Source organism: Marinobacter sp. G11 (assembly GCF_021282325.1).
GTDB lineage: Bacteria > Pseudomonadota > Gammaproteobacteria > Pseudomonadales > Oleiphilaceae > Marinobacter > Marinobacter vinifirmus.
Genome location: NZ_JAJSPB010000011.1, coordinates 74,968 through 91,956, shown reverse-complemented (window position 1 = coordinate 91,956; position 16,989 = coordinate 74,968). Strand labels below are relative to the sequence as shown.

13 protein-coding genes are annotated in these 16,989 nt (G+C 59.4%); 1 reads left to right on the top strand and 12 read right to left on the bottom strand.

The annotated features are described in order from the left end of the window. Positions 1 to 26: 26 nt before the first annotated feature. The 11 genes from atpE to LWH94_RS09240 form a co-directional block, all read right to left on the bottom strand. On the bottom strand, positions 27 to 254 hold the full coding sequence (atpE, locus tag LWH94_RS09290; RefSeq protein WP_014423137.1) for a F0F1 ATP synthase subunit C: 228 nt from the start codon (positions 252 to 254) through the stop codon (positions 27 to 29). Between the two features lie 53 nt (positions 255 to 307). Beyond that, positions 308 to 1,162 (bottom strand): F0F1 ATP synthase subunit A, encoded by an 855-nt coding sequence (gene atpB / locus LWH94_RS09285; RefSeq protein ID WP_199457664.1) that lies wholly within the window; start codon positions 1,160 to 1,162, stop codon positions 308 to 310. Between the two features lie 15 nt (positions 1,163 to 1,177). Next, complete coding sequence (locus LWH94_RS09280; RefSeq protein WP_232901992.1) at positions 1,178 to 1,558, bottom strand: ATP synthase subunit I; 381 nt, start codon at positions 1,556 to 1,558, stop codon at positions 1,178 to 1,180. 228 nt (positions 1,559 to 1,786) lie between these two features. Next, a complete protein-coding gene (locus LWH94_RS09275; protein ID WP_232902005.1) occupies positions 1,787 to 2,662 on the bottom strand; it encodes a ParB/RepB/Spo0J family partition protein in 876 nt (291 codons plus the stop codon). Between the two features lie 60 nt (positions 2,663 to 2,722). After that, positions 2,723 to 3,517 carry a ParA family protein gene (locus LWH94_RS09270; protein WP_232901991.1) on the bottom strand — a complete coding sequence of 265 codons (795 nt, stop codon included), beginning with the start codon at positions 3,515 to 3,517 and terminating at the stop codon, positions 2,723 to 2,725. 23 nt (positions 3,518 to 3,540) lie between these two features. Continuing rightward, entirely contained in the window at positions 3,541 to 4,188 is a 648-nt protein-coding gene (rsmG, locus tag LWH94_RS09265; RefSeq protein WP_232901990.1) for a 16S rRNA (guanine(527)-N(7))-methyltransferase RsmG, read from the bottom strand. A gap of 1 nt (position 4,189) precedes the next feature. Further along, a complete protein-coding gene (gene mnmG / locus LWH94_RS09260) occupies positions 4,190 to 6,076 on the bottom strand; it encodes a tRNA uridine-5-carboxymethylaminomethyl(34) synthesis enzyme MnmG (protein WP_232901989.1) in 1,887 nt (628 codons plus the stop codon). Positions 6,077 to 6,412: 336 nt separating this feature from the next. Next, positions 6,413 to 7,708 carry an MFS transporter gene (locus LWH94_RS09255; RefSeq protein WP_058342168.1) on the bottom strand — a complete coding sequence of 432 codons (1,296 nt, stop codon included), beginning with the start codon at positions 7,706 to 7,708 and terminating at the stop codon, positions 6,413 to 6,415. After that, positions 7,708 to 10,854 (bottom strand): efflux RND transporter permease subunit, encoded by a 3,147-nt coding sequence (locus LWH94_RS09250; protein WP_058342169.1) that lies wholly within the window; start codon positions 10,852 to 10,854, stop codon positions 7,708 to 7,710. The genes LWH94_RS09255 and LWH94_RS09250 overlap by 1 nt, the downstream gene beginning before the upstream one ends. A 3-nt stretch (positions 10,855 to 10,857) precedes the next feature. Continuing rightward, a complete protein-coding gene (locus LWH94_RS09245) occupies positions 10,858 to 11,952 on the bottom strand; it encodes an efflux RND transporter periplasmic adaptor subunit (RefSeq protein WP_199457671.1) in 1,095 nt (364 codons plus the stop codon). Between the two features lie 30 nt (positions 11,953 to 11,982). After that, the gene (locus tag LWH94_RS09240) at positions 11,983 to 12,552 is read right to left on the bottom strand and encodes a DUF3833 domain-containing protein (protein ID WP_036220016.1); all 570 of its coding nucleotides are present in this window, start codon (positions 12,550 to 12,552) and stop codon (positions 11,983 to 11,985) included. 246 nt (positions 12,553 to 12,798) lie between these two features. Here LWH94_RS09240 and LWH94_RS09235 point away from each other — a divergent pair, with 246 nt between their 5' ends. Beyond that, positions 12,799 to 14,619: an acyl-CoA dehydrogenase C-terminal domain-containing protein gene (locus tag LWH94_RS09235; protein WP_232901988.1), complete on the top strand. Its 1,821-nt coding sequence runs from the start codon at positions 12,799 to 12,801 to the stop codon at positions 14,617 to 14,619. Between the two features lie 144 nt (positions 14,620 to 14,763). On the opposite strand, the gene LWH94_RS09230 is transcribed toward LWH94_RS09235, so the two are convergent. After that, positions 14,764 to 16,956, bottom strand: coding sequence for a TonB-dependent receptor domain-containing protein (locus LWH94_RS09230; protein WP_232901987.1), 2,193 nt, complete (start codon positions 16,954 to 16,956; stop codon positions 14,764 to 14,766). Positions 16,957 to 16,989 lie beyond the last annotated feature (33 nt).

The window sequence follows — 16,989 nt, the reverse complement described above, 5'->3', positions numbered from 1 at the left end:
CACTGCCACCCTCAATTCTCGGCTGATTAACCAGCAACAACGAAGATCAGGTACATCGCGATACCAACACCGATCATGGGAACCGCGTCAAGCAGACCAGCCATGATGAATGCCTTGGTTTGCAGCTGGTTAGCCATTTCCGGCTGACGCGCAGTGGACTCGAGCAGTTTGCCGCCCAGCAGACCAAAACCGATACCAGCGCCCAGGGCACCCAGACCGATGATCAACGCAGCTGCGATAAATACCATTTCCATTGAAGACTCCTCAGTTTTTCAGATAGTTAAGGGTTTGTGTATTTAAGGGTTTATCAGTGATCTTCGTGTGCTGCGCTGAGGTAAACCACAGTAAGCACAGTAAAAATAAAGGCCTGAAGCGGGATCACCAGGATGTGGAAGATCGCCCAGGGAACGTTCAGTGTCCACTGGACCCACAGCGGCAACAACGCAATCAGGATAAAGACAACTTCGCCAGCGTACATGTTACCGAACAGACGCAGTGCCAGGCTGATCGGCTTGATGATCAGCGCCAGGATTTCCAGCAACAGGTTGAACGGAACCATGATCCAGTGATTGAACGGGTTAAAGGCCAGTTCTTTGGTAAAGCCACCTACGCCTTTCACCTTGAAACTGTAGAACAGGATCAGCAGGAACACACCGATGGAGATACCGAAAGTACCATTGGGATCGGTGGTCGGCACAATTTTGAAGTACTCAAGACCCATCGCATGGGCGATAGACGGAATATAGTCGATCGGGATCAGCTTCAGGATGTTCATCAGCAGGATCCAGACAAAAATCGTCAGTGCCAGCGGGGCAATCAACGGGTTCTTGCCGTGGAAAACATCGCGCACGATGCCCTGAACGAATTCAAAAGTCATTTCAACCAGGTTCTGCAATCCACTCGGCGCGCCGTCGGTGACCCGGTTGGCCACAAAGCGGAACAGACCCAGGAACAGGATACCCATAGCGATAGACCAGCCGAGGGTATCGACGTGGAGCGCCATGAAGCCCATGTCTGCGGCTTCCTGGCCGGTGCGTGCGAAGGTCCAGGTGGCCTCCTGCACAACACTGCCGTCTGCGCGCTCATAGCCTTCCGGGAGCTTGCCATAGGTAAGGTTGGTGAGGTGGTGTTTTATATACTCTACTGGGGTATCAGCTGCCATACTGCTCTCGTCCAGTCATCGCTGTGGTCGCGGCCGGATGAGCCAGCGCAATGCCGTACCCAACACAACCATCACAGCAAAAGTGAATAACAGAGCCGGTACGTGTACTGGCTCCATTAAAGTGAAAACGGCCGCAAAAAACACTGCGGTAAGGGCGAGTTTGATGCTCTCTGCCCTGAAAATGTTGCTGACTGCCAGGTGCATCTGCCTTGCGCCCTGGTACCGGTACGTCCGGTGAGCAAAGTAAGCGTTTGGTATGACAAAAATAAGACCGCCGATAAACGCGGAATAACCGGCCAAACGACTTTCCAGCAACCACAAAAGGCTCAGAACGGTGAGAGCGGCCATCTCTATGGTCAGCCACTGTTTCAGCGGCACGTACGTGATGGCTTTCATTGAACGGCTCATATCACCAGCTGTCATTCCAAGCGCGCGGAATTATATGTGTTAACCGGTAGCGGTTCAACATAACCCGACGGAAAAAATGGCGAAAATTTAACCAGATTTCAAGATGAAAAGGCCTGTTTTTACACAGGTTGTGTTATCCGGCTTCGGCTGCACCCAGATGTGGTGTTTCTGGCCTGAATGGATACTTTAGGATGATTTTCAGGAATTTCCGGGTGCTCAGCGGATATGGCCCAGAATACCGTCCAGCTCATCCAGCGAACTGTATTCGATCACCACTTTACCCTTGCCCCGCTTGCCATGGGCAATGGACACCCGGGCACCGAGCCGGTCGGAAAGGTCGTCCTGCAGGGTACGGATGTTCGGGTCCAGCGCCTTGCTGCCGGAATCTTCCGTTGCAGGCTTTTCCTGCTGGATGCGGCGCACCAGGGCTTCGGTCTGGCGCACGGAAAGCGACTTGGCCACCACCTGGCGGGCCACCTGCATCTGCTGTTCCGGGGGTAAGGTCAGCATGGCGCGGCCATGGCCCATTTCGAGGTCACCATGCTCGAGCATGGTGCGCACGTCTTCGGTCAGGCCGATCAGCCGCAACAGGTTGGTAATGGTGGTGCGGGATTTACCCACAGCCTCTGCCACCTGGGCCTGGGTCAGGCCGAACTCTTCCTGCAGGCGCTGGAGGGCAAAGGCTTCTTCGATCGGGTTCAGGTTTTCGCGCTGGATGTTCTCGATCAGCGCCATGGCGATGGCGGCTTCATCCGGCACATCGCGGATGATGGCGGGAATGCTGTCGAGCTCGGCCATCTGGGTCGCGCGCCAGCGGCGTTCACCGGCAATCAGTTCATAGCGGCCTTCGGAAACCGGGCGCACCACCACCGGTTGCATCACACCCTGCTGGCGAATGGAATCTGCCAGTTCCTGCAGGGCGGCGGGGTCCATATCCCGGCGCGGCTGGTAACGGCCACGCTGGATGAGGTCTACGGGGATCTCCCGCAGTTCGCCATCGTGTTCGGCCACTTGCTGGTTCAGGTTAACCTTCGAGCCCTGTAACAGCGCTCCCAAACCTCGTTCGCCCAAGCCTCGTTTTTTCGCCGCCATGGTGTTTGTCATTCTTCCTGTTGAAAAAGTTGGTGCATGGTTGCCCGACGGCAAACTATGTTACACCGCAACGGCGGCGGATGTCTTTTTTGAACCGTGCCGGCGCACCATCTCGCCCGCCAGGGCCAGATAGGCCACCGCACCCTTCGAGGTCTTGTCGTAGGCAAGTGCCGGCATACCGTAGCTGGGGGCTTCGGCCAGGCGCACGTTGCGGGGAATCACCGCCCGGTACACCTTCTCGCCGAAGTATTCACTGAGCTGGCCGGAAACATCCAGGGTCAGGCTGTTGCGGGGGTCGTACATGGTACGCAGGATGCCTTCGATCTCCAGGTTCGGATTGACCGTTTCCTTGATCTGTTCGACCGTGTTCATGAGTGCCGCCAGGCCTTCCAGCGCGTAGTATTCACACTGCATCGGAATCAGTACGGAGTCCGCCGCCGACAGGGAGTTTACGGTCAGCAGGTTCAGCGACGGCGGGCAGTCGATCAGGATGTAGTCGTAATTTTCCCGGACGCTGTTCAGCGCCAGCCGCAGCCGGTGCTCCCGGCCGATTTCGTTCATCAGTTCCACTTCGGCGGCCGTCAGGTCGCCATTGGCCGGCAGCAGGTCAAAGCCCGAGGCGTCGGTTTTCACGATGACTTCTACCGGGCTGGCACGCTTGGTCAGCACATCGTAACCCGACAGTTCCAGGGCGTTTTTATCCACACCGCTGCCCATGGTGGCGTTGCCCTGGGGGTCCATATCTACCAAAAGCACCCGGCGCCTGGTGGCGGCCAGTGAGGCAGCAAGGTTCACGCAGGTGGTGGTTTTGCCCACACCGCCTTTCTGATTGGTCACTGCAATCACGCGCGCCATGCCTTGCCTCCTGCTGTTTCGGGTTACCGGGATTGGTCGGCCCGGGTGACGATCAGCAAATGCCGTTCGCCGTCTGCTCCGGGTACCTTCAGGGAATGGCTGGATTCTACCTGCCAGCCTTCCGGAAGGGCAGCCACTTCATCATCCGGATACAGGCCTTTCATGGCAAGGAACTGGCCGTCATTCGCCAGCAAGCTGCCACACCAGCTAACCAGGTTCTCCAGCGCGGTAAAGGCGCGGCTGCTGATCTGGCTGAAAGGTTTTTCCGGCTGGCAATCTTCGGCCCGGCCGTGGATGACGTCAACGTTGGCCAGGCCCAGTTCCAGCACACACTGGTTGAGGAACCGGGTTTTCTTGCCATTGCTGTCGAGCAGGGTAAAGCACTTGTCCGGAAATACGATGGCCAGGGGAATGCCGGGCAGGCCGCCGCCGGCGCCTACATCCAGCAAGTGGTCGGTGGTTACCCATGGCATGATGCTGAGGCTGTCGAGCAACTGGCGCGACACCATGACCTGTTCATCCCGGACCGCGGTCAGGTTGTAGGCCTTGTTCCACTTGTTCAGCAGGGCCAGGAACGCCAGCAACTTGGCCTGCTGGCTGTCACTGAGGGCAACACCCATCTGTGCCAGGCCATCCTGCAGCTGGCTTTGCCATAGCTGTGGATAACTCATCTCAGGCGCTCTGCTTTTTCAACAGGTCACGCTTTTTCAGGTGTACCAGGATCTGGCTGACTGCCGCCGGGGTCACACCCTGGATGCGGGAGGCCTGGGCCACGGTTTCCGGGCGCACGTCCTTGAGCTTCTGTTTGATCTCGTTGGACAGGCCACCGATGACGTCGTAATCCAGATCCAGCGGCAGCGCGGTGTTCTCGTTCTTGCGCAGGCGCTCGATCTCGTCCGCCTGGCGGGAGATGTAACCTTCGTACTTGATCTCTATTTCCACCTGGTCGGCCACGTTCGGGTCTTCTGCCCGCTCGGCACTGATCTCGGCGATGTGGTCGTAGACAATTTCCGGCCGGCGCAGCAGCTCAGCCAGGGACTGGTCCCGGGTCATCGGCTGTTTCAGGTAGCCGTTGGCACGCTCGCCCGCTTCGGTGTTCGGGTGGATGCGGGTGCTTTCCAGCCGGCTGCGCTCTTTGGTTATGCCTTCGCACTTGTCGCTGAATTTCTGCCAGCGCTCGTCATCCACCAGGCCCAGCTTGCGGCCGGTTTCGGTCAGGCGCAGGTCGGCGTTGTCTTCCCGCAGGATCAGCCGGTATTCGGCGCGGCTGGTGAACATGCGATACGGCTCCTGGGTGCCCATGGTGATCAGGTCGTCCACCAATACGCCCAGATAGGCTTCGTCCCGGCGCGGGTACCACTCGTCTTTGTCCTGAGCCCGCAGCGAAGCGTTGATACCCGCCAGCAAGCCCTGGGCGCCGGCTTCTTCATAACCGGTGGTGCCGTTGATCTGGCCGGCAAAATACAGGCCCTGGATAAACTTGGTTTCCAGGGTATGGCGCAGGTCCTGCGGGTTCAGGTAGTCATACTCGATGGCGTAGCCCGGGCGCAGGATGTGGGCATTCTCGAAACCGGGAATGGAACGCACGGCCTTGAGCTGGATATCAAACGGCAGGCTGGTGGAAATGCCGTTCGGGTACAGCTCGTTGGTGGTCAGGCCTTCCGGCTCCACAAAAATCTGGTGCGAGTCTTTATCGGCAAAGCGGTTGACCTTGTCCTCGATGGACGGGCAATAGCGCGGGCCCACGCCTTCGATGTTACCGGCGAACATGGGCGAGCGGTCAAAACCGCTGCGGATGATGTCGTGGGTTTCTTCGGTGGTGCGGGTCACGTAGCAGCAGATCTGCTCCGGATGCTCGTCACGGCTGCCGATAAACGACATCACCGGGGTCGGGTCGTCACCCCACTGCTGCTGCATCGCGGAGAAATCCACGGTGCGGGCGTCAATACGCGGCGGTGTACCGGTTTTCAGGCGGCCCACGTTGAACGGCAGTTCCCGAAGGCGCCTGGCCAGGGCATTGGCCGGCGCATCACCGGCACGGCCACCGGCGTGGTTCTGCATGCCGATGTGGATAACGCCGCCGAGGAAGGTTCCGGTGGTCAGCACAACGGTCTTGGCGTTGAAGCGGATGCCGGTCTGGGTCACTACGCCCACTACCTGGTCGTTTTCCACAACCAGGTCATCCGCGGCCTGCTGGAACAGGGCCAGGTTGGGCTGGTTTTCCAGCATGTGGCGAATGGCTGCCTTGTACAGAATCCGGTCAGCCTGGGCGCGGGTGGCGCGTACGGCCGGGCCCTTGCGGCTGTTGAGTACCCGGAACTGGATACCGGCCTGGTCTGTAGCCCGGGCCATGGCACCGCCGAGGGCGTCGATTTCCTTCACCAGGTGGCTCTTGCCGATGCCACCAATGGCCGGGTTGCAGGACATCTGCCCCAGGGTCTCAATGTTGTGGGTCAGCAGCAGGGTTTGCGAGCCCATGCGCGCAGCCGCCAACGCAGCTTCAGTGCCGGCATGACCACCACCAATGACAATGACATCGAAACGGGTCGGAAACTCCACACTACACCTCGGAAATCAGGAAAAAACAGGGCGGCGAGTATAACGCCTCGCCCGGGAAATTACAGTCAGAATGTGCAAATTTTAACCAGAACTTCGGGTATCCGAAAGGCGATTAATCCGGGAGCTGTGTATAAACGGGGGCCGGCCAGGGGTTTCAGACTGGGTAAAAACCGAAACTTTCCGCTTTTCAGAAGCTTGTAGCCAGCAGTTCAGAAAAGTTTTCAAGAAAGTTATCCACATTTACAAAGGCTTCTCAGACCCGGTTTTATGACCATAACCTACTGTTATTATTGTATTTATAAAAAACGATTCAACGGTTATCCGTAGCTTTTCCCATTAATTATCCACAGATTGGGCGGCACGGCGCCGGAGCCCCAGCACACTTACCCACACCAGCGCATTCACCAAGGATAAGATCAGGAAAAAGGTCGGGATTCCCAGGCCAAAGACCCCGAGCACCAGGATACCGGCAATGGCACTGGCCACCATGAACAGGGAATTGATCACATTCAGGGCAGCAATAATGCGGGCCCGCTTGTGATCCGGGGTTTCATACTGGATAAACGCATACAGCGGCACAATGAACAGGCCACCGCAGATGCCGATTCCCACCAGGTCCAGCAACACCCGGATATACACAGGCTCCGTCATCAGACTGAGCCAGGTGGACGGTTCCGGGTTGGCCGGTACCGCAAAGAACAGGTCAATGCCCAGCAAGGTCAGGCCCAGGGCGCCCCAGGGTACCGGCGCCAGGGTTATTCGATGCTTGGTCAGCCGTTCGCACAGCATGGAGCCTGCGGAGATACCCACAATGAACATGGCCAGCAGCAAGGTGACCACGGTTTCGTCACCCGCCAGCCAGGTTTTGGCAAAGTTGGGAAACTGGGTCAGGTACGCCGCGCCCAGGAACCAGAACCAGGAAATAGCCAGGATCGCCCCCAACACTTTGGGGCGTTCCCGGGCCACGGCCATCAGCCGCCAGGTTTCCAGCAAGGGCCGGAAACGCACCATCACTTCCGGTGCTTCATCCCGGGTATCCGGTACCTTGCGCGCCGCCAGGTAGCCCAGCACCGCCATCACCAGCACGGCCACAGCAGTAATACGGGCCGCCTGCTCCGCACCGGCGATAACACCGGCGGCAATAGTGCCCAGAAGAATGGCCACGAAGGTCCCCATGCTGACCAGGCCGTTGCCACCCACCAGTTCGTCGTTTGCCAGCACCCGGGGCAGGATGGAGTATTTCACCGGCCCGAAGAACGTGGACTGCGCGCCCATCAGGAACAACAACACCAGCAGCAGTTCGTACCAGCCAAACCACAAAGCCAGCGCGGCCAGGGACATGATGCCGATTTCCGCCGCCTTGACCCGGCGGATAATCCAGGCCTTTTCATAGCGGTCGGCCATCTGGCCGGCAATGCCGGAGAACAGGAAAAACGGCAGGATAAACAGGAAGGCGGCAATATTGACCACCACATTGACCGACAAGCCCATCAGGCCACCGGCCTGGTAGGTAATCAGCAACAGCAGGGCATTCTTGTACAGGTTGTCGTTAAAGGCGCCGGAGAACTGGGTCAGGTAGAACGGCAGAAACCGCCGCTGGCCCAGCAACCGGAACTGGCTGTGCACAGGCATCAGAACTCATCGGCCTTCTTTGCCGGGCTGCTTGCCAGGCCGGAGCCCCCGGACGGGCCGGCCGCCAGCCTGTCCAGCTCTTTTTCCACCGCGTTGGCAGACTTGGCGAACCGGGCCAGCAGGTTATACAACACCGGGATAATAAACAGGGTCAGGGTGGTGGCGAAGATCAGCCCGCCCAGAATCACCATACCGATCGCCGCCCGGCTTTCCGCACCGGCCCCGGTGGCAATCACCAGGGGAACCGCACCGAACACGGTGGAGATGGTGGTCATCAGTACCGGGCGGAAACGCAGCGTGGCGCCTTCCAGAATGGCATCCCGCACACTGTAACCTTTGTCCCGCAGCTGGTTGGCGAATTCCACGATCAGGATACCGTTCTTGGCCATCAACCCCAGCAACATGATGATCCCGATCTGGCTGTAGATATTCAGGCTGATGCCGGACCAGGCCAGGGCAATCAACGCACCAGTAACCGCCAGGGGCACCGACAGCATGATGATCATCGGGTGAATCCAGCTTTCAAACTGGGCCGCCAGCACCAGGAACACAATCACAAAGGCCAGGGCAAAGGTGATAAAGATGGCCGCCGAGGAATCCTCGAATTCCCGGGACAACCCCTTGTAACTCAGCCGCGCTTCCGGCGGTAAGTTATCCACAGCCAGGTTGTTCAGGTAATTCAGGGCTGTGCCCAGATCGTAGCCATCGGCCAGGGAAGCGCTGATCACCACCGCCGGCAGGCGGTCGATCCGGCGCAGATCCGGGTTAGCGCCGATTTCCTCCACCGACACCAGGGCTTTCAGCGGGATCAGCTCACCCCCTGCCCTCGGCCGCAGAAAAATCTGCTCCAGGTCATCCGGGGTGGCGCGGTTGGCATCCTCGGCCTGGATAATCACATCGTACTCCTGGCCCCGGTCCAGGTAGGTGGTCACCTGTCGGGACGCCAGCATGGTCTGCAGGGTGAGCCCGACATCCTGCACGGTGATATCCAGGTCGGCCGCCCTGTCGCGGTCGATGTTCACCCGGAGTTCCGGGCGGGTAAGCTCGAAATCGGTATCCACATTCAGCAGGTTCGGGTTTTCCCTGGCCCGCTCCATGATCTCTTCACTCCAGGCCTGGACCGATTCGTAGTCCGGGCCGGCAATCACAAATTCCACCGGCTGGCTGAAGCCCCGCTGGCCAAGGCCTGGCGGGTTGATGACGTTGATGCGGGCACCGGATATATCCGACAGCTTGTCACGGATATCCGTAGTCACCTGCTGTTGCTTGATATTCCGCTGCTCCCAGGGCACCAACCCCATGATCATGAAGGCGCTGTCTTCTTCATCCCGGAAACCGACAATGGAAAGTAACCGCTCGGCGGTGCCCTCCTCCAAGTAGGTCAGCAACCGCTGCTCGGCCTGCTGCACGAAGTGGTCGGTATATTCGACGGTGGAGCCCCGGGGTGCACTGGTGGGCATGATGATTACGCCACGGTCTTCAATGGGCGCGAGTTCCTGCGGCAAGCGGGGATAAATCACCGCGGCGACGATCAGCCCGGCAATCCCCAGGCCCAGCAACAGGCCTGGCTGGTTCAGGGAAAACTCCAGTAGGCGCTTGTAGCCATTGGTCAGGCCATTGAGCACCTTCTCGCTGAAGGCCCAGAGCCGGTGGCCTTCCGCCGATTCCGGACTGTGGCGCAGCCACTTGGAACACAGCATCGGGGCCAGGGTGAGCGCCACCAGGCTGGAGAAGATCACCGCCGCCGCCAGGGTAAACCCGAACTCGGCAAACAACCGGCCCACGTTACCGCCCATAAACGAGATGGGCACAAACACCGCCACCAGCGTCAGGGTGGTGGCAATGACCGCAAAGGCAACCTGCTTGGCACCACGATAGGCCGCCAGCAACGGTGGCTCGCCTTCATCAATCCGGCGCTGGATGTTCTCCAGCATCACGATGGCGTCATCCACCACCAGGCCGATGGCCAGGATTACCGCCAGCAGGGTCAGCACGTTGATGGAAAATCCCAGAAAGCCCAGGCCGATAAAGGCACCGATCACCGCCACCGGAATGGTGACCGCCGGAATCAACGTGGCGCGCCAGGACCGCAGGAACAGGAAAATCACCAGGATGACCAGCGATACCGAGATCGCCAGAGTCACCAGCACTTCCTTGATGGAGGCACGGATAAAGATGGATTCGTCGTAGCTTTCGCTGATCGACACTTCCGGTGGCAGGGTTTCACGGATCTTGTCCAGCTCGGCCCGCACGCCGTCAGACACCGCAACGGTATTGGCCTTGGACTGGCGGATAACCCCCATGCCAATGGCCGTGCGGCCGGCAGCCCGCAGGCGGCCGATATCCGATTCCACACCCATCTGCACGTTGGCTACTTCACCCAGTCGCAGCAGGTCGTTGCCATCCCGGCGTACGACCAGGTTGCGGAATTCTTCCACTGTGGATAACCGGCCCTCGGCCCGCACGGTAAAGTTGCGGGTGGAGGAATCCACCGAACCGGCGGGTAGTTCCACGTTGTTGGCCCGCAGGGCCTGCTCGACTTCCGCCACGGTGATATTGCGGGCCGCCAGCCGTTCCCGGTCAAGCCAGACCCGGATGGCATAGCGGCGTTCGCCACCGATGCGCACATCAGCCACGCCGTCCAGCACCGACAACCGGTCGCTCAGCACCCGGTCGGCAAAATCACTCAGTTCGGCGGCATCCCAAACTTCGCTGGTCAGAGTTATCCACATCATCGGCCGGGCATCGGAATCGGCCTTGCGAACCACCGGCGGATCGGCTTCGTCCGGCATCTGGTTCAGCACCCGGGAGACCGCATCACGCACGTCGTTGGCAGCAATGTCGATATCGCGGGAGGTGTTGAACTCGATGGTGGTGCGGGATTCACCCTGCTCGGTGGAGGACTCAATAGAACGAATGCCTTCAATGCCACTGATGGCACCTTCGATCACCTGGGTAATCTGGGTATCCACCACTTCGGCAGCGGCACCGGTATAGTCGGTAGCTACGGAGACCACCGGCGGATCAATGTCCGGATATTCCCGAACCGGCAGGCCCATCAGGGCGGCCAGCCCGAACACAACAATCAGCAGGCTCAGAACCGTGGCGAAGACCGGGCGCTTGATGGAGACGTCTGACAGCACCATGGCTCAGGACCCCTGCACAGAGTCGAACCGGTTCTCCGGAATGGCACGATCTGACTCGATCACCCGAACCCGGTTGCCGGAACTCAGCCGGTCCTGGCCGGTAATAATCACCGCATCCTCCATGGTCAGGCCATCGGTGACTTCCACCCATCCGGGCAGGCGGCTGCCGGTTTTTACCGAAACCCGGCGGGCCTGGCCATCTTCAGCCACGAATACGTATTTCTGGTCGCCCCGCAGCATCACCGCCTGCTCCGGTACCACCAAGCCTTCCCGTTCCTGCAGGGTCAAAGAGGCGGACATAAACTGGCCCGGCCGCAAGCGACCATCGGGGTTATCAATCAGGGCCCGCACCGCCAGGGTGCGGCTCAGCTCGCTGATGCGGGTAGCCAGCTCCACCAGCTCGCCTTCAAAGATTTCATCGGGGAATGCCGGAGAGGTGGCCCGCACCGGCTGGCCCAGCTGAACCTGGCCAACAAACCGCTCGGGCACTGCAAAGTTCAGTTCCAGCTGATCCGTGGAATCCAGGGTGGTAATCACAGTGCCGGCTTGCAGGTAGGCGCCCACACTGATGTCCGACAGCCCGACCACACCGGAGAACGGCGCTTCAATCCGGTGATTCTGAAGCCGGACCCGGGCTGCTTCGCGCTGGGCAATGGCAACATCCACCGCAGTTCTCAGCTCGTCCACCTGGGACTGGGATACGCTGTTATTGGCCCGCAGGCTGCGGGCCCGGTCATATTGCCGGCGGGCGTCTGCCAGCTGGGCTTCAATTACGGCCAGGTCGGCAGTCGCCTGGCGATCATCCAGCCGCACCAGTACATCGCCTTGCTGCACCTTGCGCCCGGTTTGCAGGTTGAGTTCCACTACCCGACCGCTGACTTCGGTGGTCAGGGCCACCGCATCCATGGCATTCAGGTTGGCAACGGCCGATACCTCATCCCGCACCCTGCGCATTTCCGGTGCCGAGATATTTACCGTGGATGCCGTGGGTTCGTCTTCGGCTTCCGCATCAGCCGGGTCTTCCAGGCTCAGATACACGCCGGCACCTGCCACCACAACTCCAACCAACACAAGCGCCACCAGCCATTGCTTCCACATGGGTATCAGTTACCTGTCCGTATTCTGTTATCAGGATTGCGGAGCCGGCCCCGCGCCTTTTTTCTGGATCACCAGTACCACTTCCCCGACGTCCACACCCCACTTGCTCATGGTGGTCTGGTTGATCAGGGTATCGGGGGTAACCAGATACATCCAGTCGTCCATTCTGACATCAATCGTGCCATCGCCGTATGACACCCGCAGAACATAGTTCATGTGGATGGCATTGCCCTGCCAGCGCATGGTGCCCGGTTCAACGACATCGCCAGCCTCGGCGTGGTAGCCCTGCTCCGATGGCGTCAGGGTCCAGACCCGGGTCTGCTCTTCGCCATCATCGAAACGGAACACTTCATCCAGGGTGCCCACCCCGTTGTCGTCCCAGCTGGCCACGATATCCGCATCGAAGGTGCGGATAACCTCGCCGGAGAAGTCCTTGACCACACCCCGGGCAGAAAGTTCGCCGGTAAAGAACTGACTTGGCACCAGGTCTGGCCCGGTGCTCTGGTAATCATCCAGTGCGGGCCCGGCACAGCCTGCCAGCACCAGAGACATCAACAATATAAGACTCAACGGCCCCAGACCACTGGCCTTGGGTCGCATCCGGGAATTTTGCATGACTTTTACACTCCGGGTTAACGCCAGAACAGCCTGACAGTGCAGAGATCTACGGCCTGCTTGCCGTTTCCGATCAGAAAATCGCCACTGCGTCATTTCAGCCAATTGTCCATTCTGACAGCCATTCAGGCGCTTTCCGTCAATGGCAGCCCCACGGGAATGCCGTAAAACTGCACTCATCCGGGCTTTCGGGCCCGCACGAATCGGACTGAGATTAAACGAGGACCGGCTATGCCTGTGTATAAAGCGCCCCTGCGGGACATGAAATTCCTGCTGAATGATGTATTCGACTACCCGACCCATTACCAGGGCCTGGCCTCCGGCGAAAACGCCACTCCGGACATTGTAGATGCAATCCTTACCGAGTGTGGCCGCTTCTGTGAAGAAGTGCTGAGCCCCCTGTACCAGAGCGGCGACGAAGAAGGCTGCAAGCTGGAAAATGGCGAAGTAATCACCCCCAAGGGCTACAAAGAAGCCTACCAGCAGTATGTGATGGGTGGCTGGCAAGGCTTATCTGCCCCCGAAGAGTTTGGCGGCCAGGGCCTGCCGGCTTCCATGGGCCTGTTCAAACAGGAAATGATGGGCACGGCCAACTGGTCGTTCTCCATGTACCCGGGGTTGTCCCTGGGTGCCATGAACACCATTTTCCTGCACGGCACGCACGAGCAGAAACAAACCTACCTGGTGCCCCTCACCGAAGGCCGCTGGGGCGGCACCATGTGCCTGACCGAGCCCCAGTGCGGTACCGACCTGGGCCAGGTGAAAACCAGGGCTGAACCCCAGGCCGATGGCAGCTACAAACTGACCGGCACCAAGATCTTTATCTCCTCCGGCGAGCATGACCTGACCGAGAACATTGTCCACATTGTCCTGGCCCGACTGCCGGATGCCCCGAAAGGCACCAAGGGCATCAGCCTGTTCATTGTGCCCAAGTTCATGCCGGCCGCCGATGGCGGTGTGGGCGAGCGCAACGGCGTAAGCTGCGGCAGCCTGGAAAAGAAAATGGGCATCAAGGCGTCCGCTACTTGCGTAATGAACTTTGACGGTGCCACCGGCTACCTGATCGGCCCGGAAAACCAGGGCCTGGAGTGCATGTTCACCTTTATGAACACCGCCCGGATTGGTACCGCCATTCAGGGTGTGGGGCCGGCCGAGCTGTCTTACCAGTGGGCGCTGGACTATGCCAAAGAACGCCGCTCCATGCGCGCGCTGTCTGGCAAGAAAGAGCCGGACCAGGTGGCCGACAGCCTGATTCACCACGCCGATGTTCGGCGCATGCTGCTGACCCAGAAAGCCATCGCCGAAGGTGGCCGGGCCATGCTCTATTACGCGGCCCGGGTAGCCGACCACATGGTGGAAGCCCATACCGCAGGTGATACTGAAAAAGCCGAGAAGTACGACGACAAACTGGGCTTCCTGACCCCGATCCTGAAAGGCTTCCTGACCGAACTGGGTTGTGAAGCCGCCAACCTGGGTATGCAGGTGTTCGGCGGCCACGGTTACATCCGCGAACACGGTATGGAACAGATCGCTCGCGATACCCGTATTGCCACCCTGTACGAAGGCACCACCGGTATCCAGGCCCTGGACCTGCTGGGCCGTAAGGTGTTGCTGATGACCCAGGGCGGCGCGGTGCGCGAGTTCACCTTCAAGGTAGCCAACTTTGCCCGCAAGCACCTGACCGACAAGCGCCTGCGCCCGATGGCGGTGGAGCTGCTGAAACTCACAGCCCAGTGGAACGTGCTGACAGTACGGGTGATGCTGGCAGCCCGCAAAGACCGGGATGTGGTCAGCGCCGCAGCCTACGACTTCCTGATGTACAGCGGCTACGTAAGCATGGCCTACATGTGGCTGCGCCAGTCCGCCGTGGCTGTGGATAAACTGGATAATGGCGGTGATGAGTCTGAATCCTTCTACCAGACCAAGCTCAACACCGCCGAGTTCTACTACGAGCGCTTGCTGCCCCGGGCCCAGACCCATGCCACCAGCATGCTCAGCCCGACCCGCAGCCTGATGCAGATTGAAGCCGAGAACATGGCCTTTACCGGGTAACGCCGGTAACTTCCGGTCCCGGGTTTTCCCGGGACTTTTTTCTTCCGGATCCGGGGCCTTGGAATCCCGGTTCCACAAAAAGGGGAAGCACCTGGCTTCCCCTTTTTACGTTGTCGGATTTTATTAACAGAAGCTGTGGATAACTTAGAAATCCACAGTGGCGGAAAGCCACAGGCGGCGGCCCTCTTCCACCGTACCGCCGCTGGCCATGCCGCGGAACACGTAGATGTAATCAGATGCCCAGTCGGTTACCTGGTCACCGTCCGCGTTGATATAGCTGTAATTGCTGCCCTCGAGGAAGTCCTTGTCAAACAGGTTGTAGATAGTCGCCGTCAGTCGAACCTTGTCGCTGGCCTGGTAAGAGCCACCCAGATGGAACAGCGCATAATCGCTCAGCTCTCCGACCTGTTGGTCAATGGCCAGCTCTTCCGTACTCAGGTTTTCCCGGGTCTTCAGGTAGCGGGTACGCTCGCCCCGGTATTCGCCAGACAGCCACAACCCCAGTTTGGCTGTTGCCTGCCAGTTAAGCCGGGCGTGCAGCACATGTTCGGGTGTGTTGGTCAGCTTTTCACCCTTGTTGTCACCGCTTTTCTGCTCAGAATCGGTATACGTGTAGTTGCCGCGAAGGCTCCAGTCCGGGGCAAACTGCCAGCTGGAGGCCAGCTCGATACCCCGGGTTTCCGCCTTGCCGATGTTATCCAGCTGATCGTAGGTGCCATCGGGAATCCGGGGATCACCGCTGATGGTCACCTCTGAGCCATCATCAATCTTGTCCTCAAAGCGTGTGAAGAACACGGTGGCATTGGCCTTGAAGCCGTCAAGGTTGTCAAAGTAGGCGCCGGCTTCGTAGTTGGTGCTCTTCTCCGGCTCCAGGTCCGGAGTACCGATGGTGATATCTTCACCCTGTCCTGTCACACCGTTGATGCCATCGTGGAGATCGTTGATGTCCGGCGTACGATACCCCTGACTGACCCCGCCCTTGAAGGTCCAGGACGGTGCGCTGTTCCACACCAGGTAGGCTCGTGGCGTAAAGTGGCCGGAGAAGGCATCGTGGTCTTCATAGCGACCGCCCAGCGTCAGCGCCAGGTCGTCTCTCAGATACCACTCGTCTTCGGCAAAAACCGCCCAGGAATTCTGCTCAAAGGTCGTGTCGGCAATGCCGTCGGTCAGTTCGGTGTCCCGGTACTGGGCCCCGAAGGTGGCGATATGGTTGTCGGTTAGCGGAGCAACCAGCTTGGTATCAAAGACGGTGTCTTTGGATTCCAGTTCCCGCTCGGCACCACCCACCAGGTTCTGGTAAGGGGCGTCGTAAGCAGCACCGATAGTCCCCGGCAGGGTCCGGCCTTCAGTTTCGGTCACGTTGTAGGTCAGGTCATTGCTCCAGGTGCCAAAGCCAAGCTGGCTTGAGTGACCCAACGCCACCTGGTCCCGGTTGAAACGCAGTTCATCGGAATAGCCGTTCGCCACACCAGGGTCGTCTCCACAACTGCGGTCCCGGCCATCCAGCGTACCAAGCTGACAGGACTCGTTGTTGTAAACCTGACGGCCCTGCTCCGCATCCAGATAGAACTCGTGGCCGGCGGCCGGCACCAGGGTCAGGCGGGCACCCAGGGTGTGATTGCGGCCATCCACCGGTGCAACGCCGCGCTTGGGTGCCTCGCTACCGTCTTCAAAGTCCAGGTCGGCCGCTTCCCGGTCAAGCACGCTGCCTCGTACGGCCAGCCCCAATACGTTCTCGATCAACGGACCGCTGGTGTAGAAACTGGTCTTGCCGGTATCACCATAGTCCCGGTTTTCCTGGAAGGTATGCTCCAGGGTGACCGAGCCGGTCCACTCATCCGAGACTTTCTTGGTGATGATGTTGACCACACCGCCAATGGCATCGGAACCATACAGAGTAGACATGGGGCCACGTATGATTTCGATACGCTCAATGGCGGAAAGGGGCGGAATGAAACTGGTGGAGGTGTCGCCGAATCCGTTCGGGGTAACGTCACCCGGTGGGTTCTGGCGACGGCCATCAATAAGGATCAGGGTGTATTCACTGGGCAGGCCCCGAATGCTGACGTTCAGGCCGCCGGTTTTGCCGGTGCTCTGGCGGACGTCCACACCCTCTACCGTTTCGAGTGCTTCCCCCAGGTTGGAAAACTGACTCTGCTGCAGGCTTTGCTGATTGATCACACTGATGCTCGCCGGCGCATCGGTAACCTTCTGCTCAAAACCGGCGGCGGAGACCACCAGCTCGTCCATTTGCACCGGCTGCGCAGTGGCCTGCAGTGAATAACCGGCAGAGATTACCGCAACCGAGGTCGCCAGCAATGAAGACCTGAACACCATGTGTCGCTCCCAAAAATTAAGCAATGAATTTCA